Origin of the sequence: Actinoallomurus sp. NBC_01490 (assembly GCF_036227085.1) — a bacterium.
GTDB lineage: Bacteria > Actinomycetota > Actinomycetes > Streptosporangiales > Streptosporangiaceae > Actinoallomurus > Actinoallomurus oryzae.
Window position 1 is genome coordinate 3,621,565 of the sequence record NZ_CP109433.1, and the last position, 23,832, is coordinate 3,645,396.

The 23,832-nt window shown below is 71.5% G+C and carries 24 protein-coding genes; 10 read left to right on the top strand and 14 right to left on the bottom strand.

All coding sequences use genetic code 11. The annotated features are described in order from the left end of the window. The first annotated feature begins 80 nt into the window (after window positions 1-80). Window positions 81-287, top strand: a complete 207-nt coding sequence (locus OG417_RS17335; RefSeq protein WP_329256649.1) for a DUF397 domain-containing protein — start codon at window positions 81-83, stop codon at window positions 285-287. A gap of 66 nt (window positions 288-353) precedes the next feature. Here the strand turns inward: OG417_RS17335 and OG417_RS17340 are convergent, their stop codons facing one another. Next, window positions 354-1,766 carry a helix-turn-helix domain-containing protein gene (locus OG417_RS17340; RefSeq protein ID WP_329256651.1) on the bottom strand — a complete coding sequence of 471 codons (1,413 nt, stop codon included), beginning with the start codon at window positions 1,764-1,766 and terminating at the stop codon, window positions 354-356. 313 nt (window positions 1,767-2,079) lie between these two features. On the opposite strand from OG417_RS17340, the gene OG417_RS17345 reads away from it, so the two are divergent. Beyond that, entirely contained in the window at window positions 2,080-2,262 is a 183-nt protein-coding gene (locus OG417_RS17345; RefSeq protein ID WP_329256653.1) for a hypothetical protein, read from the top strand. Between the two features lie 68 nt (window positions 2,263-2,330). Here OG417_RS17345 and OG417_RS17350 read toward each other — a convergent pair whose 3' ends face one another. Both OG417_RS17350 and OG417_RS17355 read right to left on the bottom strand, forming a co-directional pair. Next, window positions 2,331-2,864, bottom strand: coding sequence for a PadR family transcriptional regulator (locus OG417_RS17350; protein ID WP_329256655.1), 534 nt, complete (start codon window positions 2,862-2,864; stop codon window positions 2,331-2,333). A 236-nt stretch (window positions 2,865-3,100) separates the two neighbouring features. Next, the gene (locus OG417_RS17355; RefSeq protein ID WP_329256657.1) at window positions 3,101-3,880 is read right to left on the bottom strand and encodes a DeoR/GlpR family DNA-binding transcription regulator; all 780 of its coding nucleotides are present in this window, start codon (window positions 3,878-3,880) and stop codon (window positions 3,101-3,103) included. Window positions 3,881-3,979: 99 nt separating this feature from the next. On the opposite strand from OG417_RS17355, the gene OG417_RS17360 reads away from it, so the two are divergent. The 3 genes from OG417_RS17360 to OG417_RS17370 are packed head-to-tail and all read left to right on the top strand — an operon-like array spanning window position 3,980 to window position 6,933. After that, window positions 3,980-5,413 (top strand): MFS transporter, encoded by a 1,434-nt coding sequence (locus OG417_RS17360; RefSeq protein WP_329256659.1) that lies wholly within the window; start codon window positions 3,980-3,982, stop codon window positions 5,411-5,413. Then, a complete protein-coding gene (locus OG417_RS17365) occupies window positions 5,410-6,213 on the top strand; it encodes an MBL fold metallo-hydrolase (RefSeq protein WP_329256661.1) in 804 nt (267 codons plus the stop codon). Before OG417_RS17360 ends, OG417_RS17365 begins: the two co-directional genes overlap by 4 nt. Before the next feature lie 3 nt (window positions 6,214-6,216). After that, entirely contained in the window at window positions 6,217-6,933 is a 717-nt protein-coding gene (locus tag OG417_RS17370) for an HAD family hydrolase (protein ID WP_329256663.1), read from the top strand. Here the strand turns inward: OG417_RS17370 and OG417_RS17375 are convergent. Then, the gene (locus OG417_RS17375; protein ID WP_329256665.1) at window positions 6,927-7,691 is read right to left on the bottom strand and encodes a glucose 1-dehydrogenase; all 765 of its coding nucleotides are present in this window, start codon (window positions 7,689-7,691) and stop codon (window positions 6,927-6,929) included. The two genes, OG417_RS17370 and OG417_RS17375, sit on opposite strands and share 7 nt — an antisense overlap. A gap of 125 nt (window positions 7,692-7,816) precedes the next feature. Here OG417_RS17375 and OG417_RS17380 point away from each other — a divergent pair, with 125 nt between their 5' ends. Next, the gene (locus OG417_RS17380) at window positions 7,817-9,451 is read left to right on the top strand and encodes a penicillin-binding transpeptidase domain-containing protein (protein WP_329256668.1); all 1,635 of its coding nucleotides are present in this window, start codon (window positions 7,817-7,819) and stop codon (window positions 9,449-9,451) included. Here OG417_RS17380 and OG417_RS17385 read toward each other — a convergent pair. Next, window positions 9,438-10,109, bottom strand: coding sequence for an endonuclease V (locus OG417_RS17385; RefSeq protein ID WP_329256671.1), 672 nt, complete (start codon window positions 10,107-10,109; stop codon window positions 9,438-9,440). The genes OG417_RS17380 and OG417_RS17385 overlap by 14 nt on opposite strands. A gap of 341 nt (window positions 10,110-10,450) precedes the next feature. On the opposite strand from OG417_RS17385, the gene OG417_RS17390 reads away from it, so the two are divergent. Then, complete coding sequence (locus tag OG417_RS17390; protein ID WP_329256674.1) at window positions 10,451-10,756, top strand: Dabb family protein; 306 nt, start codon at window positions 10,451-10,453, stop codon at window positions 10,754-10,756. 113 nt (window positions 10,757-10,869) lie between these two features. Beyond that, window positions 10,870-13,002 carry an MMPL family transporter gene (locus OG417_RS17395; RefSeq protein ID WP_329256677.1) on the top strand — a complete coding sequence of 711 codons (2,133 nt, stop codon included), beginning with the start codon at window positions 10,870-10,872 and terminating at the stop codon, window positions 13,000-13,002. Window positions 13,003-13,038: 36 nt separating this feature from the next. On the opposite strand, the gene OG417_RS17400 is transcribed toward OG417_RS17395, so the two are convergent. Continuing rightward, the gene (locus tag OG417_RS17400) at window positions 13,039-13,713 is read right to left on the bottom strand and encodes a TetR/AcrR family transcriptional regulator (RefSeq protein ID WP_442875696.1); all 675 of its coding nucleotides are present in this window, start codon (window positions 13,711-13,713) and stop codon (window positions 13,039-13,041) included. An 87-nt stretch (window positions 13,714-13,800) separates the two neighbouring features. After that, window positions 13,801-14,658, bottom strand: a complete 858-nt coding sequence (locus OG417_RS17405) for a GNAT family N-acetyltransferase (RefSeq protein WP_329256680.1) — start codon at window positions 14,656-14,658, stop codon at window positions 13,801-13,803. Window positions 14,659-14,792: 134 nt separating this feature from the next. On the opposite strand from OG417_RS17405, the gene OG417_RS17410 reads away from it, so the two are divergent. Beyond that, window positions 14,793-15,317, top strand: a complete 525-nt coding sequence (locus OG417_RS17410; protein WP_329256682.1) for an NUDIX hydrolase — start codon at window positions 14,793-14,795, stop codon at window positions 15,315-15,317. A 205-nt stretch (window positions 15,318-15,522) separates the two neighbouring features. On the opposite strand, the gene OG417_RS17415 is transcribed toward OG417_RS17410, so the two are convergent. The 6 genes from OG417_RS17415 to OG417_RS17440 all read right to left on the bottom strand — a co-directional run bounded on the left by OG417_RS17415 (window position 15,523) and on the right by OG417_RS17440 (window position 22,618). Continuing rightward, window positions 15,523-16,863: a serine/threonine-protein kinase gene (locus OG417_RS17415; RefSeq protein ID WP_329256685.1), complete on the bottom strand. Its 1,341-nt coding sequence runs from the start codon at window positions 16,861-16,863 to the stop codon at window positions 15,523-15,525. A gap of 4 nt (window positions 16,864-16,867) precedes the next feature. Then, window positions 16,868-17,893 carry a LacI family DNA-binding transcriptional regulator gene (locus OG417_RS17420; protein ID WP_329256688.1) on the bottom strand — a complete coding sequence of 342 codons (1,026 nt, stop codon included), beginning with the start codon at window positions 17,891-17,893 and terminating at the stop codon, window positions 16,868-16,870. A 72-nt stretch (window positions 17,894-17,965) separates the two neighbouring features. After that, entirely contained in the window at window positions 17,966-19,378 is a 1,413-nt protein-coding gene (locus OG417_RS17425) for a GH1 family beta-glucosidase (protein ID WP_329256691.1), read from the bottom strand. Further along, complete coding sequence (locus OG417_RS17430) at window positions 19,375-20,250, bottom strand: carbohydrate ABC transporter permease (protein ID WP_329256694.1); 876 nt, start codon at window positions 20,248-20,250, stop codon at window positions 19,375-19,377. Before OG417_RS17430 ends, OG417_RS17425 begins: the two co-directional genes overlap by 4 nt. Then, on the bottom strand, window positions 20,247-21,212 hold the full coding sequence (locus OG417_RS17435; RefSeq protein ID WP_329256696.1) for a carbohydrate ABC transporter permease: 966 nt from the start codon (window positions 21,210-21,212) through the stop codon (window positions 20,247-20,249). Before OG417_RS17435 ends, OG417_RS17430 begins: the two co-directional genes overlap by 4 nt. A gap of 89 nt (window positions 21,213-21,301) precedes the next feature. Then, window positions 21,302-22,618 (bottom strand): ABC transporter substrate-binding protein, encoded by a 1,317-nt coding sequence (locus OG417_RS17440; RefSeq protein WP_329256699.1) that lies wholly within the window; start codon window positions 22,616-22,618, stop codon window positions 21,302-21,304. A gap of 187 nt (window positions 22,619-22,805) precedes the next feature. On the opposite strand from OG417_RS17440, the gene OG417_RS17445 reads away from it, so the two are divergent. Then, a complete protein-coding gene (locus OG417_RS17445) occupies window positions 22,806-23,225 on the top strand; it encodes a TIGR03668 family PPOX class F420-dependent oxidoreductase (protein ID WP_329256702.1) in 420 nt (139 codons plus the stop codon). On the opposite strand, the gene OG417_RS17450 is transcribed toward OG417_RS17445, so the two are convergent. Next, complete coding sequence (locus OG417_RS17450) at window positions 23,222-23,647, bottom strand: hypothetical protein (protein ID WP_329256705.1); 426 nt, start codon at window positions 23,645-23,647, stop codon at window positions 23,222-23,224. The genes OG417_RS17445 and OG417_RS17450 overlap by 4 nt on opposite strands. Window positions 23,648-23,832: the final 185 nt, after the last annotated feature.

A 23,832-nucleotide genomic window follows, 5' to 3' on the forward strand; every position in this document is an offset into this window, starting at 1 on the left:
GCGCGGACTATAGCCTTGGCCCCGGGGCGACCTGCGGCATGGCGCCGGCGCCCGTCTTCCCCGAAACAGAAGAGGCCCGCATGACCGAGGAATCCGGGGCCGTCGAGATCCTGTTCGTCGACGGCAAGGACGTGCCGATCAAGCACAAGCACGCTGACCGCATGGTCGTCATGCGCGACTCCAGCAAGCCCGACGGCGACGCGCTCTACTACACCCCGAACGAATGGGAGGCCTTCATTCTCGGGGTCAAGGACGGCGAGTTCGACGACATGGTCGAGAACTCCTAGGGCGTGTCTCAAGGTTCCCGTCCGTAGCGAGCGGCGCAGGAGGACAGCGGGGCTTTGAGACACGCCCTAGCCGTCGGAGAGCACGCGGTGTTCGCGCAGCTGCGCCGCCACCCGGCGGGGATCTTCGGGTGGCAGCGCGGCGGCGAGCCGCCCGAGGATCTCCAGGTCGTCGTCGCCCGTCTGGGCGTAGGCCCACAGGTCGTCCACGTCGCCGCGGTGCAGCAGCTGCCGGCGCAGCTGATTGCCGAGGTCGTCACGCTCGATCTTGATCGCCTTCGACTCCGAGCGCGGCAGTAAGGGCCCGGTGTAGAGACGCACGGCGCCGGCGACGTCGCCCGAGCCGAGCAGCCGCCGCACGTTGAGGAAGTCGGCCTCCACGTCGCAGTCGAGGCGGTACGGCTTGGCGCGCACCACGTCACCGAGCTGGCCGCGCAGCCGGTGGATCTCCGCGCGCACCGTCACCGGATTGCCCTCGTCGCCGTAGAGGTGGAACGAGGACTGCTCGCACGTCAGGCCGCGCGGGTGCAGGGCCATCAGCGCGAGGAGCTCGGCGTGGCGCAGCGACAGCGGGATGCGCCGGCCGTCGAGGACGGCGCACGGCTGCTGGTCGCCGAGCAGCCGCAGCTTGAGGGAGGGCCGTCCGCTCTCGACCGTGCGCAGTAGGAACGCCGAGCCGAGGTCCTCGGCGATCGCGCTGCGGCCGTCGGGCAGCGTCACCCGCCCCGCCTCCGGGATGACGATCCGCCGGTCGCGCCAGCGGTCGGGATCGGCCGCCAGCACCCGCCCGGTCGTCGTCACCAGCACCCGCGTGTCGCCGCGAAGGCGGTGGAGGTGCCGGGCGCGCAGGCGTTCGTCGCGGCGGTGCATCTCCACCGTGAGCTGTGCCTCGGTCAGCCGGGCCGCCGCCTGGGCGAGCGCGACGACGGCCGGGTGCAGGGCGCTCTTCGTGCCGCTGATGTCGACGCAGCCGATCACCTGGCCGGTGTCGGGGTCGGTGATCGGCGCGGCAGCGCACGACCAGGTGTGCAGGACCCGGACGAGGTGCTCGGTGGCCTGGATGCACACGGGCCCGCCGACGCTCAGCGCCGTGCCGATGCCGTTGGTGCCGACCGACTCCTCGGCCCAGCGGAACCCCTCGGCCAGGCCGATGCGGTCGGCCCGGCGGCGTACGGCGCGCGGCCCCTCACTCCACAGCACGTGACCGTCGGCGTCGGTGACCACCATGAGGTGGGCGGACGCGTCGGCCATCCCGCGCAGGGCCTCGCGCAGCATGGTCAGGTGCCGGTCGAGCGGGTGGGACCGCCGTACGCCGGCGATCATGTCGGCGTCGAACACCAGCGGAGCCGACGCCAGGCCGGGATCGACGCCCGCGGCGAGCGAACGCCGCCACGAGTCGGTGACCATGGGGCGGGGGGCGTCGCCGGGGGCGTGTCGGCCACGGTCGGCGATCGGATCGCGTGCGTCACTGCTCCGCGTCAAGGGCGTCTCCATGGGCTGTGGTCTTATGAGCATCCGTGCCGACGGCTCAGGTTGCAACCCAGTACGTAAAACCTTCACCTGGTATTTGTCACATGCTGCTATCGAGTGAGTGCAACCTGTTTGCAACCCGGTGTCGCCTAGTGTGCGTGTCGCGGCACGGCGGGTGACGACTTTCGCCCGGACGCAGCCGCACGACGGCGGTCCGCCCGGAGCCGTTTGAGGGGACGGGTCCGGCGCGCCGCGCCAGCGCCCGCCGCCGGGGTGCCTCAGGGAGAGGGGCATTCCCGGTGGCGGGTCGCGGGCAGGGGGGGAGATGGCTTTGCTGTGCCTGACCTGCAATCGGGTGCGCCCGGCGCGGAGCCCTGCGGAGTACACCGTGGTCCGCGCCCAGGCGATCACCGTCCACGGCCTGTGCACCTGCGCCCAGCCCGGCGCCTGGCCGCCCGAGGCGTACGGGGTCGCGGTCGCCGCGAGCCCGCGCGACCGGGGCGGCTGAGCGACCGGGACGCCTGAGCGGCCGGGCTGCCTGAGCGACCCGGCCGGGGCCGGTCTACGCCGTGGGGCTCAGGCCTCCGGCAGGTCGTCGAGCAGCTCGGCCCAGAAGCCCTCGACCGTGCGCTCGTAGCGGATGCCGAGCTCGAGCGACTTGAGCTGCCACCGGTCGATGGAGCCGCCGAACGCCTGGTGGATCCGCTCGTACTCATCGGCGCGCTCGCGGTGCGAACGACGCTGGTCGATCGCGAGGTGGCGGATGTCGCGGGGCCGGGCGTGCCTGGCGAAGAAGAGCTTGAGCAGGCCGGGGTCGCGCACGTCGGTCCGGTCGGGCGTGGGCGCGGCGAGCCAGTCGGCCAGGGCGGCCCGGCCGGCGGCGGTGATGCGGTAGGTGCGGCGGCGCCGGCCGCCCGGCTCGGTCTCCACGTCGACCAGCCCGGCGTCGGCCAGGCGCGCGGGTTCGTCGTAGAGCTGGGAGTGCGCGAACTCCCAGAAGTTGCCGATGCTCACGGCGACCTTGCGCTTGAGCTCATAGCTCGTCGCGGGACCGTCGGACAGCAGTCCGAGTACGAGGTATGACGTCGCGGTCATCCGATGGTCGGCCACGGGGCTCCTCTCCGCCGACGCCTATCCTGGCCCATGGCCGGACCACGGCCGACCGTCGAATGCGACCGTTTGATCGAGCGACGGCGAGAGCGTCCGGCGCCGGATTCCGCTCGGCGTCGTCGGCCGCCGCGCCGGAACCCGGCTCGCGGTGCCGTGAGACCGCGGCGGGGCCGCCGTCGCACCCGGCCGAGCTCGCTCTTCCTCACCGGCGCCTTCGATGGCGCAGGGGCGCGCGATCAGCCCGCGCCGGCGACCGTGGTGGGGACGTCGTGGTCGGTGAGGGTGGCCAGGGCGTCGGGCGGGGCGGCGTGGTCGGTGATGGCGCGGGAGAAGTCCGCGAGGTCGGCGACGCGGTGCAGGGCGGTGCGGCCGAGCTTGGCGTGGTCGACGAGCAGGACGCGGTGGGTGGCGACGGACAGCAGCGCCCGCTTGGTCACCACGATCTCCTGCTCCTGGTGGTGGACACCGCCGTCGGAGACCCCGGCGAACGAGTAGAAGCCGAGATCGGAGTGGAGCGCCCGAGCCGACGCGGTGCACGGTGAGCCGAGGAACGCGTCATGCGCCTCGTTGTACTCGCCGCCCAGCGCGATCAGCCGGATGTTCTTGCGGCCCATCATCAGCTGGATGATCGGCGCGAAGTTCGTGATGACGGTGAGCGGGTCGATGTCGACGGCCAGCTCGGCCAGCACCAGCGTGGTGGTGGAGTCATCGAGCAGGACGGACATGCCCGGCTCGATCAGGTCCACCGCGGCGCGCGCGATGGCCCGCTTCTCCGCGACGGCCAGCTGGCGCCGGTAGGTCACGTTGCTCTCGAAGACGCTGGACGGCTGGGCGGTCACGCCACCGTGGAACTTGCGGACCAGCCCGCGCTTGGCCAGCTCGTCGAGGTCGCGGTGGGCGGTGACGAGGCTGACGCCGAAGCGATCGGCCAGCTCCTGGGCGGTGGCCGTGCCGACCCGCAGGATGTGCTCGGCCAGGTCCTGCTGGCGGGACGCCGGGTCCTTGCGGCTTCTCATGCCATGAAATTACCACCTTGATTTTAACTTCGCTGATGGTAACTTCTCGGTCCAGACTGATAATTCGCAGTCGGAGGCCTACCGGACGGAGACCCGGATATGGCGGCCACCACCCTCGACCTGGCGGACCTCTCGGGATTCCGTCGCAAGCTCACCCTGCTGTCGTCGATCGGCATGTTCCTTGACGGCTTCGATCTGACGGTGATCGCCGTCGCACTGCCGGTACTGAAGAAGTCGTGGACGTTCACCCCGTTCACGTCCGGCGTCACCAGCTGTTCGGCCATCGTCGGGATGTTCGTCGGCGCGCTGGTCTTCGGCCGGATCGCCGACCGGCTCGGCCGCAAGAAGATGTACCTGGTCGACCTGATCGGCTTCGTGGTGTTCGCCGCACTGGCCGCGCTGTCCCAGAACGTGTGGGAGCTGATCACCGCGCGTTTCCTGCTCGGGCTGTGCCTCGGCGCGGACTATCCGATCTCGTCGTCGCTGACCGCGGAGTTCGGTGCCGTGCGTGACCGCGGCCGGCTGGTCGTGGCGCTCAGCCTGATGTGGAACGTCGGCGCGCTGGCCGCCTACCTGGTGGGCGTGGCGTTCCTGCCCATCGGCCCCACCGCGTGGCGCTGGATGCTGCTCGTCGGCGCGGTGCTGGCGCTCGTCACGCTGGCGTTCCGGACCAGCATCCCGGAGTCGCCGCGGTACCTCATCGCGCAGGGCCGGCACGACGAGGCGCGGCGGGTCATCGCGAAGGTGGTATCCGGTAGCGGTACGGCGGTCGCGCCGGAGGACGTGGTGCTGCCGGAGCCGCAGGTCGAGCCCGACCGCCCCACCGCCGCCGGCAGCGCCTCGTGGCGACGGCTGTTCGCCCGCGGGCTGGCCGGAGCAACGATCTTCGTCTGCGTTTTCTGGTTCGCGCACGACGTGGCGTACTACGGGATCCAGATGTACAGCCCGACGATCCTGACCGGGCTGGGCGGCTCGACGCAGCTGGCCGCGTACCTCGGATCGGCCATCATCGCGCTGCTCGGCGTGGTCGGCGCGGCGATCGCGCTCGCGTTCGTCGACTCGTGGGGCCGGCGGCCGGTGCTGATCACGGCGTTCGCCGGCGAGACGGCGGTGCTGGTGGTGCTGGCGCTGGCCCACGCGCCGGCGCTGGCGCTGATCGTGGTGCTGTTCGCGATGGCGATCCTGTTCTCCAACATGGGTCCGGGCACGCTCGACATGGTCTACTGCACCGAGCTCTTCCCGACCGAGCTGCGCGCCGTCGGCACCGGCCTGGGCACCGCGGTGAGCCGGCTCGGCGCGATCCTCGGCGTGCTGGTCTTCCCCGACATGGTGGACGCGTGGGGCGTGAGCGGCGCGCTGTGGCTGTTCGTCGCGGCCGGGCTCCTCGGCCTGGTGACCACCGTGTTGCTGGCGCCGGAGACCAAGAACCGCAGCCTGGAGCAGACCGCCGGGGCCCGCCGCGTGTTCGGCGGTACCGCGCCCGCCGCCGCGAGCCCCGGACTGGTGGCATTCACAACCGAGGAGGATCGGTGAACGACACGACACTGACGGTGCTCGGCTTCCGGGCCGGCCGGCCGGACGCGGACTCGGCCTGCTCCGGCTACCTGGTAGAGCACGCCGGCTCGACGGTTCTCGTCGACTGCGGGCCGGGCATCGTCACCGAGTTGGTGTCGCGCGGCCTGGAGCACCGGCTCGACGGGGTCGTGCTCACCCACCTGCATCAGGACCACATGTTCGACGTGGTGCCGCTGGCCTTCACCCGGCTGCTGACGAAGACGCCGCCGGCCCGGATCCCGCTGTGGGTACCGGAGGACGCCATCGGCACGCTGGCCACGCTGGACGAGTGGGTGGCGGTGCCGACCGATCCGGTGGTCGGCCGGCCGCTCGCCACCGCGTTCGACATCCGGCCGCTGGAGCGGGACGGCCGCACCGAGGTGGCGGTCGCGGACGGCATCACGCTGACCGCGTTCCGGGCCCGGCACGCGGTGCCCAGCGCGTCGCTGCGCTTCGCGCTGGGCGACCGGACGCTGGCGTTCTCGTCCGACACCGGCTGGTGCGACGGCGTGCTGGCCGCCGCGACCGGCGCCGACGTGTTCGTCTGCGAGGCCACCTACCTGGACGCCGACCCGGCCATGCTGGCCGAGCACGGCCACCTGACCGCCGCGCTCACCGGCAAGCTGGCCGTCACGGCCGGGGTGGGCCGGCTGGTCGTCAGCCACCTGCTCGGGTACGACGACACCGAGTCGTTCGAGGCGGCCCGGGCGGCGGCCGGTGCGGTACCGGTGACGGCCGCCCGTGCCGGGCTGGTCGTGCCGGTCCGGGCGGCGCGGTAGCCGATGACGCTCGTGCTCTGGGACATCGACCAGACCCTGCTCGACGCCGGCACGCTCGATCGGGAGGTGTGGTTCACACTCTGCGGTGACCTGCTGGGCGTGCCGCCACGGCCGGTGCACGTCGTACCGGGTCGCACGATCCGCCAGATCCTGCGCGCGATCCTGCGGGAGTACGGCGCGGACGCGGCCACCGCGGAGCGGCTGCTGCCCGAGGCGCTGCGCCTCGAGGTGGAGCGGCTCGCGGCGGAACGACCCCGGATGGCGTCGCGGGGCCGGCTGCTGCCCGGCGTCCGCGCGGTGGTGGAGGCACTGGACCGAACGCCCGGCGCGGTCCAGTCGGTGCTCACCGGCAACCAGGCCGCCACCACCCGGCTGAAACTGGCGGCGTTCGGCCTGGCGCCGCCGCTGGACCTGCGGGTCGCCGCGACCGGCACCGACGACGAGCACCGCCCCAGCCTGGTTCCCGTCGCCCGATCCCGTGCCGAGGCCCGCTACGGCCCCGGCACGGCCACCCCGACCGTCCTGGTCGGCGACTCGGTCCTGGACATCGAGGCGGCCCGTGCCAACGGCGCCCGCGTCGTCGCGGTCGCCACCGGCATCACGTCACGTGCCGACCTCACCGCCGCCGGCCCCGACGCCGTCCTCGACGACCTGGCCGACCTCCGGGCCGCCCTCACCGCCATCCTCCCGTCGCCGGTTCCCGGCCACGCCGGTCAGTAACCGGCTCCCGTGAGCATTCCGCCGTCGACCACGAACTCGGCGCCCGTGCAGTACGTCGCCTCGTCCGAGGCGAGGAAGACCACGAGCGCGGGGATCTCCTCCGGTGTGCCCATCCGCCCGAGCGGCAGCGCGCGCAGGAACGCGTCGGCGCTCTCGGCCTTGGCCGACACCAGGGCCGCGTCCTCGGTGACCATCGGCGTGAGGATGGCGCCCGGGTGGATGGAGTTGACCCGGATGCCGTACTCCCCGAGCTCCCGCGCGGCCGCCTTCGTCAGGCCCCGTACGCCGAACTTGCTGGCGCTGTAGGCGGCCAGGCCCGTGGCGCCGACGAAGCCCTCGGTGGAGGAGACGTTGACGATCGCGCCGCCGCCCGCGGTCCTCATCGCACCGATGACCGACTTCACCCCGAGCCACTGCCCGACCAGGTTCACCTCGATGATCCGGGTGAACTGGTCGAGGGACATGTCCTCGATCCGCCCGTAGCGGAGGATCCCGGCGTTGTTCACCAGCACGCCGAGCCCGCCGAACGCGGCCAGCGCGGTGTCGACGGCGGCCTGCCAGTCGTCCGGCCGGGTGACGTCCATCCGGACGAACCGCGTCGCGTCGCCGAGCTCTTCGGCGAGCCGGCGGCCCTCCTCCTCCAGCACGTCGCCGAAGACCACGCGGGCACCCTCGGCGACGAAACGCCGGACGTGCGCCTCGCCCATGCCACGCGCGCCGCCGGTGATGAGCGCCGTCTTGCCCTCAAGCCTGCCCATGGCACCTCTCATCTGGTCGAACGTCCGAACGAGGCCGGAGGGCGGACGCCCGGACATCCGGCCCCGCGGCGCCAGACACTACGATGACCGATCAGACCAGACATCCGGGGGAGTGTCACGAACTCGTGCGACACAAGATCCTGTGGGCGTCCATCGCGGCGGGGACGGTGGTCGTCCTCGGCGTCGCGGGTGGCGCCTATCTGCTGCTCAGAACCAAGGGGAGTCCGGCGGCGACGGCGCGCGCCTTCCTGTCCGCGTGGGAACGCGGCGACGCCACCGCGATGCGCGGCGAGACGCTCGCGCCCCCGCCCGACCTCGACCAGCAGTACCAGACGCTGCGCAAGGGGCTGGGCGTCACGAAGGTACGCGCGGAGCCCGGCGCCGTGACCAAGCAGGGCGGCCACGCGACGGTACCCTTCGCCGCCGACCTCACCCTTCCGATGGGCACCTGGCACTACCAGGGGCGGCTGCGGCTGACGACGGACCACCGCGAGTGGAAGGTCGCCTGGTCCCCGGAGAGCATCCACCCGGACCTGCACAGCGGGCAGCACATGACGATCACCTACCGGTGGCCCAAGCGCGCCCGGGTGCTCGCGGCCGACGGCAGCCCGATCGACGGCACCGGCGTCTCCGGCTCGGTGCAGCAGATCGTCGGCTCCACCGCGCCGCTGACCGAGAAGCAGGCCAAGAAGCTCGGTACCTCCCACAGCAAGGGCGACGTCGTCGGACAGTCGGGCATCCAGCAGCGGTTCAACGACCGCCTCGCCGGCACGCCCTCCGCCTCGGTCATCGTCGCCGACGCGTCGAACCACCCGGTCAAGACGGTCGGCGGCTTCGCCGGCAAGGCGGGCCGCGACGTGAAGACGACCCTGGACCAGCACGTCCAGAGCGCCGCCTCGGCGGCCCTGCAGGGGCAGACCAAGCCGACGTCGATGGTCGCGATCCGCCCGTCCGACGGGCGGATCCTCGCCGTCGCCAACTACCCCGGCGGCTTCGACCGCGCGTTGCAGGGCACCTATCCGCCCGGTTCGACGTTCAAGGTGGTCACGGCGTACGCGCTGCTGCGCAGCGGGCTCAGCCCCTCGGACACGGTGGAGTGCCCCAAGACCGCGAACGTCGGCGGTCAGGTCATCCACAACTCCGAGGGCGAGGAGTCCGGCAGCATGACCTTCACCGAGGCGCTCGCCCAGTCGTGCAACACCGCCTTCGCGCTGCAGACGCAAAAGCGCCTCAACCCGTCCCGGCTGTCGAGCGCCGCGAATCTCTTCGGTTTCAACCAGAAGATCGACCCCGGCATGCACGTCACGGCGGGGAGCTTCCCGTCGCCGACGAGCACCTCGGAGATGGCCGTCGCCGGGTTCGGGCAGGGACGCGACCTGGCCAACGCCCTCAGCATGGCCGGGGTGGCCGCGGGCATCGCGAGCGGCACCTGGCATCCGCCGGTCTTCGTGTCCGACCCGCAGATCTCCCAGAAGGCCAAGGCGGGCCGGCTCGACTCGAAGCTGCGCTCGGAGCTGGCCACCATGATGCGCGCGGTCGTGACGACGGGCACCGCCAAGGACGCCGGCCTGCCGGCCGGTACGGCGGGCAAGACGGGTACGGCCGAGTACGCCTCGGGAAAGAACGGCAAGGAGCCGCCGACCCACGCGTGGTTCATGGGCTTCCGCGGTGACGTGGCGTTCGCCATGGTCGTCGAGGACGGGGGGTTCGGCTCCAAGGCCGCCGCGCCGATCGCCCGGCGTTTCCTCAACGCGCTTTGAGCGTCACCCGCGACAGGTGGTCGGCCCGGCGCGTCGTCTCCGGCAGGCGGTAGCGCGGCGCCAGCCGCAGGGTCATCGCGCACGCCGTGTCCAGGTCCGCGCGGTGGCCGACGGAGACGAACACCGGCCGCACGCGAGTCTGCGTGCGCAGCGCCCGCCCGACCACCTGCCCGCCGTCGCTGACCGGGCTCCAGGCGCCGCGCTCGGTGCCGGGCTCGTCGTAGTCGCCGACCAGCCGGGTCTTGCCGACGCCGATCGAGGGCAGCCCGGTCAGCACGCCGAGGTGGCAGGCCAGCCCGAACCGCTTGGGGTGGGCCAGCCCGTGGCCGTCGCAGATCAGCAGGTCGGGCGTGACGCTCAGCGCGCGCAGCGCGCCGACCAGCGCCGGCAGCTCGCGGAAGGCGAACAGCCCGGGGACGTAGGGGAAGCCGGGCCGGTCGAGCGCGGTCGCCTCCTCGATGACCTCGAGGGTCTCGGCGTCGAGCACGACCGCGGCCGCCGCCAGCCGGTCGTCGGCGTACGCGACGTCCAGACCCGCCACCGTGCGCACGGTCCGCGGGCCGGCCGAGGCCAGGTCGGCGAGGGGACGGAGGCGGTCCTGGATGGCCAGGGCCTCCTCGGCGACTTTGGGCCAGGGATGCAGATCCGCTACCTTCACGAGGGCACGCTACCCGTATCCGGCATGACGGAAATCCGGGCGTCTGTTACTTGTGACCGTCCGTGAAATGGTAAATGCGCGTCGTGTTTGGGTCAAAATAGGTCAAATAACGTATTTCAAGTTGGGTCGTGAGCTTCTAACCTCGGTTTCAGGAGATCATCGCATCAGGGGGCGGGGTCACAGTGAAGATCTGGGGAGAGGAAGGCGCCATGGGCGGAGTGTCCTGGACCTGACAGTTCGGTGAATGAAGGGGCGGCTCGGTTCCACCGGGCCGCCCCTTCCGCCGCCGCGCGGCTTCCGTAAGGTCGGGTGCGGAAACGTTCTGTAGTGAAGGAGGCTCTGTGTCCGGATTTCGGCATGTCGTGGTGTTCCGGTGGCGTGACGACGCGACCGCGGAGCAGAAGAAGGCCGTCGAGGACCGGCTCAGGGAGCTGCCCGGCGCGATCCCCGAACTGCGGGCCTACGCGTTCGGACTCGACGCCGGAATCAACGACGGGAACTTCGACTTCGCGGTGGTCGCCGACTTCGCCGACCGCGACGCCTACCTCGCCTACCGCGACAACCCCACGCACCGCGCGATCGTCGACGAGTTCATCGTCCCGATCACGGCCGAACGCCACGCGGTCCAGTACGTACTCGAGACGTAGACGGCCGTACTCCTCGCGGGGTACGCACCGGTCCGAGGTGTCATCGCGGGCATGACGCCTCGGGCGTGCCGGGAACGGGAGTCTGGGGGCCGGTAGACGAAGAGGAGACTTCCGTGCACGACGGCCCGCTCGTCCGGCTGGCCCGGCTGTGTCATCGCCGCCGGCGCCGCGTCCTGCTGCTCTGGATCATCGGCGCCGCGGTGGTGATGACGGTCGGGTTCGGTTACTCGGCCCCGGCCGACAACGCCTTCGGCGGTGGCGGCAGCGAGTCCGCGCAGGCTCAGGACCTGATCAAAGAACACTTCCCGCGGCAGAACGGCGACACGCTGACGCTCGCGATCCACGCCGACCAGGGCGTCGCCTCCGTACGGCCCCGCGTCGAGCGGGTCATCGACGAGCTGTCCCACGGCCCGCACGTCACCTCGGTGAGCTCGCCGTACCGCGTGCGCTCCCAGGTCTCGCCGGACGGGCTCACCGCATTCGCCCCGATCCAGCTCGACCGGATCTCCGCGGAGATGCCGGTGGCCGGTGTGAAGAAGATGATCGCCCAGGCGCGAGACGCCTCGGGCGACGGGCTGACGCTCGCCCTCGGCGGTGACGCGGTCGTCGACGCCGAGACTCCAGGAGGCGGCCCCACCGAGGGCATCGGCCTGCTCGCGGCGGTGATCGTGCTGCTCATCGCGTTCGGCTCGCTGCTCGCGATGGGGCTGCCGATCGTCACCGCGATCTTCGGGATCGGCACGGGCCTGGCCGGCATCTCGCTGCTCGGCCACGTCCTGCCCGCTCCGTCATTCAGCCCGATCGTGGCCGGGCTGATCGGCCTCGGCGTCGGCGTCGACTACGCGCTGTTCATCGTCACGCGCTACCGGGAGGCCCTCGGCGAAGGCGCCGACCCCGAGCACGCCACGGCCACGGCCATCGCGACGGCGGGCCGGTCGGTCGTGTTCGCCGGCACGACGGTGGTGGTCGCGCTCCTGGGCCTGCTCGTCATACGGCAGCGGCTGCTGAGCGCGGTGGCCGTGGCCGCCTCGCTCACCGTCCTGATGACCATGATCGCCGCGGTGACGCTGCTGCCCGCGCTGCTCGGCTTCGCCGGCCGGCGGATCGACCGGTTCCGGGTGCCCGTACTGGCCCGGCGGAGCGGACGCCGCCCGCTCTCCGAGCGCTGGGCCGGGGTCATCCAGCGGCGCCCGGTCATCGCGGGCACCGCGGCGACGCTGCTGCTGCTCGTGCTCGCGGCCCCGGCGCTGTCGATGCGGCTGAGCTTCAGCGACGCCGGCAGCCGCCCGCACGACACGAGCGCGTACGCCGCGCACCGCATCCTCGCCTCGGGCTTCGGACCCGGGTACGACGCGCCGCTGGTGTTCGTCTCCCGCTCGCCGGGCACCGCGCGCACCGTCGCCACGGCGGTCGGCCGCACGCCGGGCGTCGCGTCCGTGAGCCCCGTGAGGACCAGCGATGACGGCGCCGCCGCCATGTTCGTCGCCTACCCGCGGACCGGGCTCCAGGACGCGGCCACGCCGGGTGTGGTCCACCGGCTGCGCGACACCGTCGTGCCCCGGGCCGGCGGCGGCGTGCTGATCGGCGGGCCCAACGCCGGCACGATCGACTTCTCCGACTCCGTACGCGCGCGCCTGCCCTGGCTGATCGTCGTCGTGGTGGGCCTGTCCCTGCTCCTGCTGCTCGTGCTCGTGCGCTCGGTCGCCATCGCCGTGAAGGCCGCGGTGATGAACCTCCTGTCGATCGCGGCGGCGTACGGCGTGCTCACCGCGGTCGTGCAGTGGGGCTGGCTCGGTCACCAGCTCGGCTTCCCGGCCGCCACGCCGGTGACGCCGTGGGTGCCGCTGTTCATGTTCCCGATCCTGTTCGGGCTCTCCACCGACTACGAGGTGTTCCTGATCTCCAGGGTCCGCGAGGAGTACGACCTCGGTGCCGGGACGAGGACCGCGGTGACCCGCGGCCTGGCCCGTACCGCCCGTGTGATCACCGCGGCGGCGGCCATCATGGTCTGCGTGTTCCTGTCGGTGCTGCTGGTCGGCGACATCGCGGTCAAGCAGGTCGGCCTCGGCCTCGGCGTCGCCGTACTGATCGACGCCACGGTCGTGCGGATGGTGCTGGTGCCGGCGGTGATGGAGCTGCTCGGCCGGGTGAACTGGTGGCTGCCGGCCTGGCTGGCCCGGATCCTGCCGGCCGTCGAACCCGGCCCGCTTTCCGCGCGGACGCCGGACCTGCCGGTGCGGTCGTAGCGAAGAAGGAGGTATCGGCCCGCGCCGGGGAGTGGCTCAGCGCGGGCCGGTGGAGATGCCGTCGAACAGGACCGCGATGTAGTGGTCGGCGACGCGCTCGGCGTCGAGGCGGCCGGCCGGATGGAACCAGCGGACCGCCACCCAGATCGTGTCGCGGATCATCCGGTAGGTCAGCCGGGCGTCGATGTCGTCGCGGAACAGGCCCGTCTCCTGACCTCGCTTGATCTGGCCGACCCACAGGCGCTCGGTCTCCTCCTCCGCACGCGCCAGGTAGTCGAACCGGTCGAACTGGCGGAGGTAGTTCCAGTCGTTCTGCATGACCATGACGGCCGCGCGGTGGGGCACGAGCGTGCGGAAGCAGTTGCGCACGAGCTCGGCCAGGACCGTATGCGGGTCGCCGCCGCCTTCGAGCACCGCCTTGTTGGCGGCGTTCAGCTCGTCGAAGAAGGAGGAGAGGATCTCGTCCACGATCGACTCCTTGGAGTCGAAGTGGTGGTAGAGACTGCCCGACAGGATCCCCGCCTCGTCGGCGATGTTGCGGACCGTCGTGGCCTGGTAGCCCTTTTCGGCGAACAGCTCGGCGGCGAGCCGCACCAGATGTTCACGGCGCTCCGAGGCGAGTACGGACGAACCCCTGCCCCGGCGCCGGCCACCGCCCGAGCCTCCCGAGCCACCCCGATGCGGCCCGCTGTCCTTACCCGCGCTCACCACGGTGCCATTATGGCCCGTGGACCCAACCGCTTGCTCGATCATCGAGAGCGCCTGCCGTACGCCGGATGCCCGGAGAGAACGGCCCGGTCAGCGGGGCCGGCGACCGGTGCCGAAGGAGATGACGAGGTAGTCGTCCAGCGGCTGGTAGCCGACGCGCTGGTGGACGGCGATGCCCGCCGGGTTGGCGAGGTCGGCGAAGACCACGACCTCTTCGGCGCCGGCGTCGACGGCGGCCCGGCTCACCGCGGCGCTCGCCGCCACGCCGTAGCCGTGTCCCCGGTGTTCGGGCGGGGTGTAGATGGGCGCGATCCGCACCATGCCGGCGACCATCCGGGTACGGCCCGCGAGAGAGACCGGGACGCCGTCCCTCTCCCACAGGGTGAGACCGCCGTACCCGATCCGGTCGTCGACCGCGGCACCGTGGTCGCCGGGGCGCTCGCGTATCTCCCGTTCGGCGGAGTGATACCAGGCGAGCAGCAGGTCCCGGTCGGCGGGCGCGGCCGGGCGGGCGCGGCCGGACGCCGAGGCCGGCCGGATCCGGTCCAGGCGGTAGAGCCGCCGGCGTTCCCAGACCGTGAAGTCCGTGCCCGTCGCCGCGCGCCAGCGGGCGGCGAAGTCCTCGGCGATCTCACGGCGCGCGGTCACGCCGGGCAGCGGCCGCCCGCCGGCCTTCAGCGCCTGCACCAGCTCGCGGACGCCCTGCTGCGGCATCAGGCTGAGCAGCATCGGGAAGGGCGGGGTGTGGACGAATGCACCGGAGACGCAGCCCCCGGGCGGCATCCACGAACCGAGCACGGCGGGAGTGTCCCCGTACGCCGCCGCGCCCCGGGCGCGGAGCGCCTCCAGGACCGTGACGAGAACGGTGTTCTCGACCGGCCGCGACCTCAGGAAGTCACCCGCGATCGCGTCAAATCGCGCGACATCCGACGTTGTGCCCCAGTTCATACTCCATAGTTGCGTTTCACCCCGTGTGTTCGCTGGGAACTCGCCAACATGATCCACTTTGTGTCGCGAGAAGGTCGCGTGGAGAGACGTCCGCATGGACGGCGCGGGCCGGACGCTCATGGCATCGTGGACGCATGATTCAGATCGCGACCCGAGAGGTCTACCGGAACCGCTGGATGTCCGTCCGCGAGGACGCCATCCGTCACCCGGACGGTTCGCCGGGGATCTACGGGGTGGTGGACAAGCCCACGGCGGCGCTCATCGTTCCCATGGAGAACGACGGATTCCACCTCGTCGAGCAGTTCCGGTACGCGCTGTCGCGCCGGTCGTGGGAGTTTCCGCAGGGCACCTGGCCCGACGACCGGGAGACCACCACGGAGGAGCTGGCGCGGGCCGAGCTGGCCCAGGAGACCGGGCTCCGCGCGGCGACGATCGAACGGCTCGGCTCGTTCGCGATCGCGCCCGGGCTGACGAGCCAGAACTGCGACGTGTTCCTCGCGACCGGCCTGACCGCGGGGGAGCCCGACCGCGAGCCGGAGGAGCAGGGCATGCGGCAGCAGTGGTTCTCCCGGGCCGAGTTCGAGCGGATGCTGCGGACCGAGGAGATCGTCGACGCGCTCACCGTGGCCGCCTACGCCCGCCTCCTCCTGCGCGGGTAACTCTTTGCGGATCTGAGGGGCTGTCCGGCGCTCCGCTGCGCTACGCGCCGGATAACCCCCAGTACCCTTTGCGGGAAATGCGGATCTGAGGGGCTGTCCGGCGCTCCGCTGCGCTACGCACCGGATAACCCCCAGTACCCTTTGCGGGAAATGCGGATCTGAGGGGTTATCCGGCGCTCCGCTGCGCTACGCACCGGATAACCCCTCAGAGGGCGGTGAGGGTGCGGGTCAGCGCGTCCGCGCGCTTCTGTGCCAGGCCGCCCTCGCGGACGCGTTGGATGATCTTGCGGCGCAGTTCGTTCACCCGCTGGTTCACGTCGACGTCCACGCCTGCGGCGATCTCCGCCAGCAAGTTGCCGATGAGGTTGTCGAGGTCGACCGCCACGTCCGCGCGTACCTCGCTGGCCGCCAGGCCCTCGTCGACGGTGCGGCGCATCCGGGTCAGCGCGTCGATCGCGCCCGGCGGGGTGGCGCCGGGCGCCGGTGACGTGGCCGAGGCGGTCGCACTCGGCGTGACGGGATGGCCTGACCGCTGCTGGGCCGCCTTCGAGGACGGGTGTGAGGCGCCCGTCACGGTGCGCTCCGGTGAGGCGCTGAGCGTGGCCGGCGGCGGAGAGGCGTCCGGCGCGTTCCCCGGCGCCGCGACCGGGCGGAACGCCGAGCCGCCCAGCAGCAGGCCGACCGCGGCGACGGTCGCGACGGTGGTGCCGCCCGCGACCAGCAGCAGCCGGCCGTGCGTGCCGTCGTGTGCGGCGGGCCGCCGGGCGGTCGTGAGCGTGCGCGTGCGCCGGCGCGGTGACGGCTCGGCGGGGGCGAGGGCGCGGTAGGCGGCGGCCGCCTCGTACGCCGCGGTCCGCTCGGCGCCCAGCACCTCCTCGGCACCGGTGTCCACGCCCAGCGCCGCGGCGATCTCGGCGGCCGACGGCCGGTCCGGCGCCGCCGCCGCGACACAGCGCTCCTGCAGCCCGCCGAGGGTCTCCCCGGCCTCGGGCCGGCGCCCCTTCACCGCCTCGAACCAGACCACGCCCAGGGCGTACACGTCCGCCGACGGCGACAGGTCGTGTTCCGGTGGCAGGTAGGCCGGGGTGCCCATGCGCTCGTCGTCGGCGATGCCGAAGTCGAGCACCTTGACCCCGGCGGAGGTCAGGAAGATGTTGGTCGGCTTGATGTCGCGGTGGACGATCCGGGCGGCGTGCGCCGCGGCCAGGGCGGAGGCGATCTCGCCGATCACCCGCTCGACATCGGGTACCGGGAAGCACGCGTCGAGCGTGCCGCCGGTGAGCAGCTCCATCACGATGTACGGGGTGCCGTCGGACTCCCCGTAGTCGTGCACGGTCACGATGTTCGGGTGAGAGAGGGCGGCGGCCGCGCGCGCCTCCTCGCGGAAGCGGTCGCGGAAGTCCTGGTCGCGGGCCAGCTCCGGGTCGATCAGCTTGACCGCGACCGGACGGATCAGCACTTCGTCGCGGGCGAGCCATACGGACGCCATGCCACCGGTGCCGATCCGCCGGCGCAGCCGGTATCTGCCGGCGAGGAGCGAGTCCATACGATCAGTGTGGCGTACAGGAGGAGGCTCGTGTGACGAGATGAGTGTCCAAAATCACCGTGGAGTTCCCGACCGGTTCCCCGCGGATGCGCGCGACCAGCAGCCGGGCCATCTCCCGGCCCATCGCCTCCAGGGGCTGATGCACCGAGGTCAGCGGCGGGTCGGTGTGCCGCGCGGTGGCCGAGTCGTCGAACCCGACCAGCGCGACGTCGCCGGGGATCCGCCGTCCCTGCTCCTTGAGCACCCGCATCGCGCCGACCGCCATCGGATCCGACGCGGCGAACACGGCGTCCAGGTCCGGCGAACGCGCGAGCAGCTCGCGCATCGCGCGCTCGCCGGACTCCTCGCTGAAGTCGCCGGTGGCCACCAGCGAGGGCAGCCCGGCCGCCGACAGGACGTCCTGGTAGCCGTCGAGGCGGTCGACGCCCACGCGCATGTCCTGCGATCCGGTGATCGCGGCGATCCGCCGGCGGCCGAGCCCGATCAGATGCTCGACCGCCAGCCGGGCGCCGCCCCGGTTGTCGGCGTCGACGCAGCTCACCGGATCGACGCCCACCGGCGCGCCGCCGAGCACGGTCGGCACGCCGCTGTCCTCCAGATGCCGGGGGAGCGGGTCGCCGCCGTGCAGCGACACCATCAGCACGCCGTCGACGTGCTGACCGGTCAGGTACCGCTCGAACCGGCGGTGGTCGTCGGCCGACTGGGCGATGGCCAGCAGGAGCTGCAGGCCGGTGCCGGACAGGCCCGCGCTGATCCCGCGGATGATCCCGGCGAAGTACGGCTCGCCGAAGACGCGTTCCTCCGACTCCGACACGAACAGCGCGACGGTGTCGGTGCGGCGGGTGACCAGCGTGCGGGCCGCCCGGTTGGGGACGTACCCCAGCTCCTCGATGGCCTGCAGCACCGCCTCACGCGCCGCCGGGCTGACCTTGGGCGACCCGTTGACGACGCGAGAGACGGTGCCACGGCCGACACCGGCCCGTGCCGCCACCGCCTCGAGCGTCGGCCGACCCTGCGAACGTTCGCTCACAGCCCCTCCTTCGCCGAGCTGTGAACAAGGTTGCTGTGCCTGATGGTTCGCTCGCTGCGCTCGCTCACGGACTCATTCTGCCGGTGACCGGTCGATGCCGCCCCGTTCGATCACCGAGGCGTACCAGCGGGCGCTGCTCTTGGGGATGCGCGCCTGCGTGGCGAAGTCGATGTACACCAGGCCGAACCGCTTGGCGTACCCCCATCCCCACTCGAAGTTGTCCATCAGCGACCAGGCGAAGTAGCCGCGCAGCGGCACACCGGCGGTGATCACCGAGTGGCACGCGCGCAGGTGCGCCTCGATGTAGGCGATCCGGTCGGGGTCCTCCACTCCCTCGGCCGAGACCACGTCGTCGAAGGCGGCGCCGTTCTCGGTGACGTACAGCGGGACGGACGGGTACTCGGTGCCCACACGTGTCAGCACCTCGGCCAGGCCCGACTCGTCGATCTCCCAGCCCATCGCGGTCACCGGCCGTCCGACCTGGACGAATCCGACGTGCTCGCTGCCCGGCCACGGCGACGCCTGCGCGAACGGCGAGGTGATCGCCGGTGCCGCGCCCTCGCGGCCGGTCACGAAGAACCGGTTGTAGTAGTTGATGCCGAGCTGGTCGATCGGCCCGCCGACGATCGCCATGTCGCCCTCCCGCACGCCGAGGTCGTACGGCTGCACGTCGGCGAGCACGTCCTCGGGATAGCGGCCGAGCAGCAGGGCGTCGAGGAAGAACCGGTTCTGCAGCCCGTCGATGCGGCGCGCGGCGTCGACGTCCTCCGGGGCCTCGCTCGCCGGGGAGACCGCGTACAGGTTGACCGCGGCGCCGACCCGCCTGCCCTCGCCGCGCAACGCCTGCGCCGCGAGCCCGTGGCCCAGCAGCAGGTGGTGCGCCGCGCGTACGGACGCCTCGGGTTCGCGGCGGCCCGGCGCGTGGTCCCCGGAGGCGTAGCCGAGGAAGGCCGCGCACCAGGGCTCGTTGATCGTCGTCCAGTTCACGACCCGGTCGCCGATGGCCTCGCGCATGAGCGCGGCGTACTCGGCGAACCGGTACGCGGTCTCCCGCTCCGGCCAGCCGCCCGCGTCCTCCAGGGGCTGCGGCAGGTCCCAGTGGTAGAGCGTCGGCCACGGCTGGATGCCGGCCTCGAGCAGGGCGTCGACGAGGCGCCGGTAGAAGTCGAGGCCCTTCTGGTTGACCGGGCCGGAGCCGCCGGGCTGCACGCGGGGCCAGGAGACCGAGAAGCGGTACGCCGTCAGCCCGAGCGAGGACATCAGCGCGACGTCCTCGGCGAACCGGTGGTAGTGGTCGACCGCGACGTCGCCGGTGTCGCCCCCGAGCACGGTGCCGGGAGTGTGCGCGAAGGTGTCCCAGACCGAGGGCCCGCGGCCGTCCTCGGCGGCGGCACCCTCGATCTGGTACGCGGCGGTCGCCGCGCCCCACACGAAGTCCGCCGGGAAGCCGAGCAGCGTCTCCGCCTGCGATGGCTGAGTTGTCATGCCTTGACTGCACCTTCCATGATCCCGCCGATGATCTGGCGGCCGAAGACGACGAAGACGACGAACAGCGGGATCGTCGCGACGACGGTCCCGGTGAACATCAGCGTGTAGTCGTTGAAGTAGGCGCTGTTGAGCAGCGCGAGGGAGTACTGCACGGTCGGGTTGTCCGGGTTGAGCACCGCCCGCGGCCAGATGAACTCGTTCCAGGTCTGCATGAACGTGAACAGGGCGAGCACGGAGGCGGCCGGGCGCAGGGCGGGCAGCACGACGCTCCAGAAGATCCGGAACGTCGAGGCGCCGTCGACGCGCGCGGCCTCGATGAGTTCGTCCGGCACGGCCTGGGAGGCGTACTGGCGCATCATGAAGACGCCGAACCCGGTGACCAGGAACGGCACGATCACCGCCTGGAGCTTGCCGGTCCAGTGCAGGTGCACCATCACCATGTAGAGCGGGATGATCCCCATCTGCACCGGCACCATCATCGTGGCGACGATGACGAGCAGCAGCGCGTTGCGCCCGCGGAAGCGCAGCTTGGCGAAGGCGAAGCCGGCCAGCGAGGCGAAGAACACCGTCGAGAGCGCCACCACGGCGGAGGCGATCGCGGAGTTGACCAGGGCCTTGGCGAAGTGCGCCTGCTCGTTGTCGAACAGCCGGCGCATGTTGTCGCCGAGGTGCTGCCCGGCGATGAACGGGGGCGGCACCGCGCCGACCACGTCGTTGGTCCGGGTAGCGACGACGAACATCCAGTACAGCGGGAACGCCGACAGCACGATGGCGAAGATCAGCACCACGTACGTGAGGGGGCTCGCCTGCCACAGCCGCGCCGAGCCCGCCACGGCGGCCCGCGTATGGCGCGCGACGAAGGTCTTCATTTCTCGCCTCCCGCGAGCCGGCGGATGATCAGGAAGTTGAACAGGGAGAAGATCAGGATCAGCAGGAACAGCATCCAGGCGACCGCCGAGCCGTAGCCGTACTGGAAGCGCTGGAAGGCGTTCTCGAACATGTACATCGCCACGGTCTGCGACTGCCGCAACGAGCCGCCGTTCATGTAGCCGTTGTTGAACAGCAGCGGCTCGGTGAACAGTTGCAGGCCCCCGATGGTGGATGTGATGGTGACGAAGACGATCGTGGGCCGCAGCAGCGGCACGGTGATGCGCCAGAACTGCCGCATGCGCGACGCCCCGTCGATCGCCGCCGCCTCGTAAAGGGAGTGCGGGATCGCCTGCATGCCGGCCAGGAAGATCAGCGCGTTGTAGCCGGTCCAGCGCCAGTCGACCATGGTCGAGACGGCCAGCCAGGAGGACCACTTGTTCGCCTGCCAGTCGATCCTGTGGACGCCGAAGAAGTGCAGGATCCAGTTGGCCATGCCGTAGTCGCGGCCGAACATCTGGGTGAAGACGATGGCGACCGCCGCGACCGAGGTGACGAGCGGCAGCAGCACGCCCATGCGGAACAGCGTGGGCGTCCGCATCCTCCGGTTCAGCGCGTTCGCCAGCAGCAGGGCGAGCAGCAGCTGCGGCACCGTCGCGATCACGAACATGCCGAACGTGTTGCCGACCGCGTTCCAGAACTGGTCGTCGGTCAGCAGACGCGTGTAGTTGCGCAGGCCGATGAACTCGTGGCCGCCGATCATCTCCCAGTGGTTCAGCGAGACCCAGAACGTGTAGCCGAGCGGGAACAGCCCGAACACCAGGAACAGCAGGTAGAACGGCGAGATGTACAGGTACGGCGAGAGCGACACGTCCAGCCGGGAGAGCCTGGTCCGCAGGCGGCGCCGTCCCGGCGGCGCGACCGCGGCGCCGGCCGGTGCGGTGGGCCGCACGTCGAGAGCCATCGAGAGGTCCTTTCGGTCGATGAGGCCGTCGCGGGGATGGGGGCGGCGCCGGCAGGTGTCCCTGGGGAGCCCGGCGCCGCCGCCCGGCCTCACCCCGTTCCGGCGGCCTTCTTGGCGTCGGAGACGGCCTTGCCCCATCCGGAACCGGGCGAGAGCTTGCCCTGCGCGATGGCGCGCAGGTCGGCCTCGACGGCCTGGCGTACCTCCTGGTTGTCGGCACCGAGGTACACCGGCTTGAGGCTGGTCGCGGCCGGGCCGTAGATCGCGCCGACCGGCGCGTTGTTGAAGTACGGGTTGTCGAACGCCTTGACCGCGGAGTCGTTCAGCGCCTGCGGAGAGGACGGCAGGTTGTTGGCCGCCTTGAACGCCCCGACCTGTCCCTGCGGGCTGGTCAGGAACTTCACCAGGTCGGCGGCCTCCTTCGGGTGCTTGCTCTGGGCGGGCACCGCGAGCCACGACCCGCCCCAGCTGCCGCCCCCGCCCGGCACCCCGGCCACGTCCCACTTGCCGCTCTGGGAGTCACCGCCGTACTGCTTGATCAGGCCGAGCATCCAGGCCGGGCAGGGAGCGGTGGCGAACGCGTCCTTCTTCAGCGCCTGGCTCCACGGGTCCGACAGGAACTGCACGCCGTTGGCGAGCCCGGCCTGCGACATCTTCACGGTCTCGTCGAAGGCCGCCTTCACGGCCGGGTTGGACTCCATGACGAACTTGTTGCTCTGGTCGAAGTACGTCTGGTTGGAGCCCTTGCCGGCCTCCTGCATGAGGATCGTGTTGTAGTACGTCTCAGGGGAGTCGATGAACTTCGTGTTCCCGCCGATCGCGGCGGTGAACTTCTTGCCGACGTTGATGAAGTCGTCCCAGGTGGCCCACTGCTTGGTCACCGCGTCCCGGTCGCTCGGCAGACCGGCCTTCTTGAACAGGTCGCGCCGGTAGCACAGGGCCATGCTGCCGACGTCGGTGCCCAGACCGATGAGCTTGGAGCCGTCCGGGCTCATGCCGCCCTGCCACTTCCAGGCGATGAAGTTGTTCTGCAGTGAGCCCGCGCCGTACTTCTTCAGGTCGACGAACTTGTCCGGCTGGGCCTTGAACTTGACCATGATGCCCTCTTCGATCGCGACCACGTCGCCGGCACCGGCGCCCGCGGCGATCCACTGCTGGAGCCGAGGGGTGTAGTCGTCGAGCTTGGGGACGGTCCGTTCCTTGATCTTGATGTTGGGGTGCTGGGCCTCGTACTGCTTGAACAGGTCCTGGTAGCCGAACGTGCCGAAGTCGTCGACGGTCAGAGTGATCTTCTCGTTGCCGTCGCTGCTCTTGCCGTCGTCCCCCGCGCACGCCGTCGCCGCCGCGAGTGCGGTCGACAGCACCACCGCCAGGGCGAACCGCCCGCGATGCCTGATGACCCTCATGACGAACCCCTCTCAGGTCGTCTCGTTTGTCGGGTTCCAATGCGCCGGGCTCCGCGGGCCCGACGTCGTGGGAGCGCTCCCACGCAGCGAAGCGGGGAGAAGCGGGGAGTGTCAAGAGTTCGAAACCGCTTCGTTACACGGCCGCCACACGGCGCTGACGCTCCGGACACATGCCAGGCTCGGAGGCATGAGGCTGACCGAGGACGCCGCCCGCGCACGGCTGGCGTCGGTGCCCGTCATGCGCCTGGCCACGGCGGATGCCACCGGACGCCCGCATCTGGTCGTGGCCGCGTTCGCCGTCGAACACGACCGGATCTACACCGCCGTCGACGCCAAGCCGAAGAGCACCCGTGACCTGAAACGGCTGCGCAACCTCCGCGTCAATCCGCGGGCGGCCGTCCTGGCGGACCACTACGAGGACGACTGGACGCGCCTGTGGTGGGTGCGCGCCGACGCGACCGCCGAGATCCTCACCGAACCGCGCGCGATGGCCCGCCCGATCGCCCTGCTCCGCGAGCGTTACCCGCAGTACCGCGAGAACCCACCGGAGGGCCCGGTCATCGCCCTGACCGTCGAGCGGTGGACCGGCTGGGCGTACGAGCGCTAGCCGGCCAGGAGAAGGATGCCGCCGATCAGCAGGGCGAGGACCTTGAGGGACTCCAGGGCGATGTAGACGTGGTGCGCGTGCGACCGGGGCGCGTCCGCGCCGGCCAGGACGGCGTCGGAGCGGCGCGTCAGCCGGGGCCGGACGGCCACCAGCTGGGCGAGCAGCAGAACGATGGCGACGATCAGCGTCACCAGCCCGCCCGCGTCCGGCCGGTCCACCACCAGCACGACCACGAGGACCACGGCGAACGCCGCCTCGACGGCGTTGAGCGCGCGGAAGACGATCCGTCCGATGCCGAGCCCGACCCGCAGGGTCACGTCCGGGGCGCGGAACTTCAGCGGGGCCTCGAGGAACGAGATGGCCAGCACCATGCCCAGCCAGACGAACGTCACCGCGACCGCGATCGCCGGTGCCGTGCTCATCGGGATCCTCCTTCGGCGTTCGCGCCGTGTCGGCGTCGATCCAGCTTCTCACGCGGGTCTCGATCGGCGTGCGGACGGTCGTCTCGGCGAACCGCACGCCGATCCGGCCGGCCACGGCCACCGGCCGCCTCGCGTCGTACGGCGTGCGACGCGCCCAGTGCCGGTCCGGCACCATTTCCGGTCCG

Excerpts from the sequence above, each read along its gene's own strand:
- OG417_RS17410 (WP_329256682.1), top strand. The coding sequence starts at position 14,793 with ATGATTCAGATCGCGACCCGAGAGGTCTACCGGAACCGCTGGATGTCC.
- OG417_RS17405 (WP_329256680.1), bottom strand. The coding sequence starts at position 14,658 with ATGAACTGGGGCACAACGTCGGATGTCGCGCGATTTGACGCGATCGCG.
- OG417_RS17360 (WP_329256659.1), top strand. The coding sequence starts at position 3,980 with ATGGCGGCCACCACCCTCGACCTGGCGGACCTCTCGGGATTCCGTCGC.
- OG417_RS17440 (WP_329256699.1), bottom strand. The coding sequence starts at position 22,618 with ATGAGGGTCATCAGGCATCGCGGGCGGTTCGCCCTGGCGGTGGTGCTG.
- OG417_RS17445 (WP_329256702.1), top strand. The coding sequence starts at position 22,806 with ATGAGGCTGACCGAGGACGCCGCCCGCGCACGGCTGGCGTCGGTGCCC.
- OG417_RS17435 (WP_329256696.1), bottom strand. The coding sequence starts at position 21,212 with ATGGCTCTCGACGTGCGGCCCACCGCACCGGCCGGCGCCGCGGTCGCG.
- OG417_RS17450 (WP_329256705.1), bottom strand. The coding sequence starts at position 23,647 with ATGAGCACGGCACCGGCGATCGCGGTCGCGGTGACGTTCGTCTGGCTG.
- OG417_RS17425 (WP_329256691.1), bottom strand. The coding sequence starts at position 19,378 with ATGACAACTCAGCCATCGCAGGCGGAGACGCTGCTCGGCTTCCCGGCG.
- OG417_RS17415 (WP_329256685.1), bottom strand. The coding sequence starts at position 16,863 with ATGGACTCGCTCCTCGCCGGCAGATACCGGCTGCGCCGGCGGATCGGC.
- OG417_RS17370 (WP_329256663.1), top strand. The coding sequence starts at position 6,217 with ATGACGCTCGTGCTCTGGGACATCGACCAGACCCTGCTCGACGCCGGC.
- OG417_RS17375 (WP_329256665.1), bottom strand. The coding sequence starts at position 7,691 with ATGGGCAGGCTTGAGGGCAAGACGGCGCTCATCACCGGCGGCGCGCGT.
- OG417_RS17335 (WP_329256649.1), top strand. The coding sequence starts at position 81 with ATGACCGAGGAATCCGGGGCCGTCGAGATCCTGTTCGTCGACGGCAAG.
- OG417_RS17345 (WP_329256653.1), top strand. The coding sequence starts at position 2,080 with ATGGCTTTGCTGTGCCTGACCTGCAATCGGGTGCGCCCGGCGCGGAGC.
- OG417_RS17430 (WP_329256694.1), bottom strand. The coding sequence starts at position 20,250 with ATGAAGACCTTCGTCGCGCGCCATACGCGGGCCGCCGTGGCGGGCTCG.
- OG417_RS17355 (WP_329256657.1), bottom strand. The coding sequence starts at position 3,880 with ATGAGAAGCCGCAAGGACCCGGCGTCCCGCCAGCAGGACCTGGCCGAG.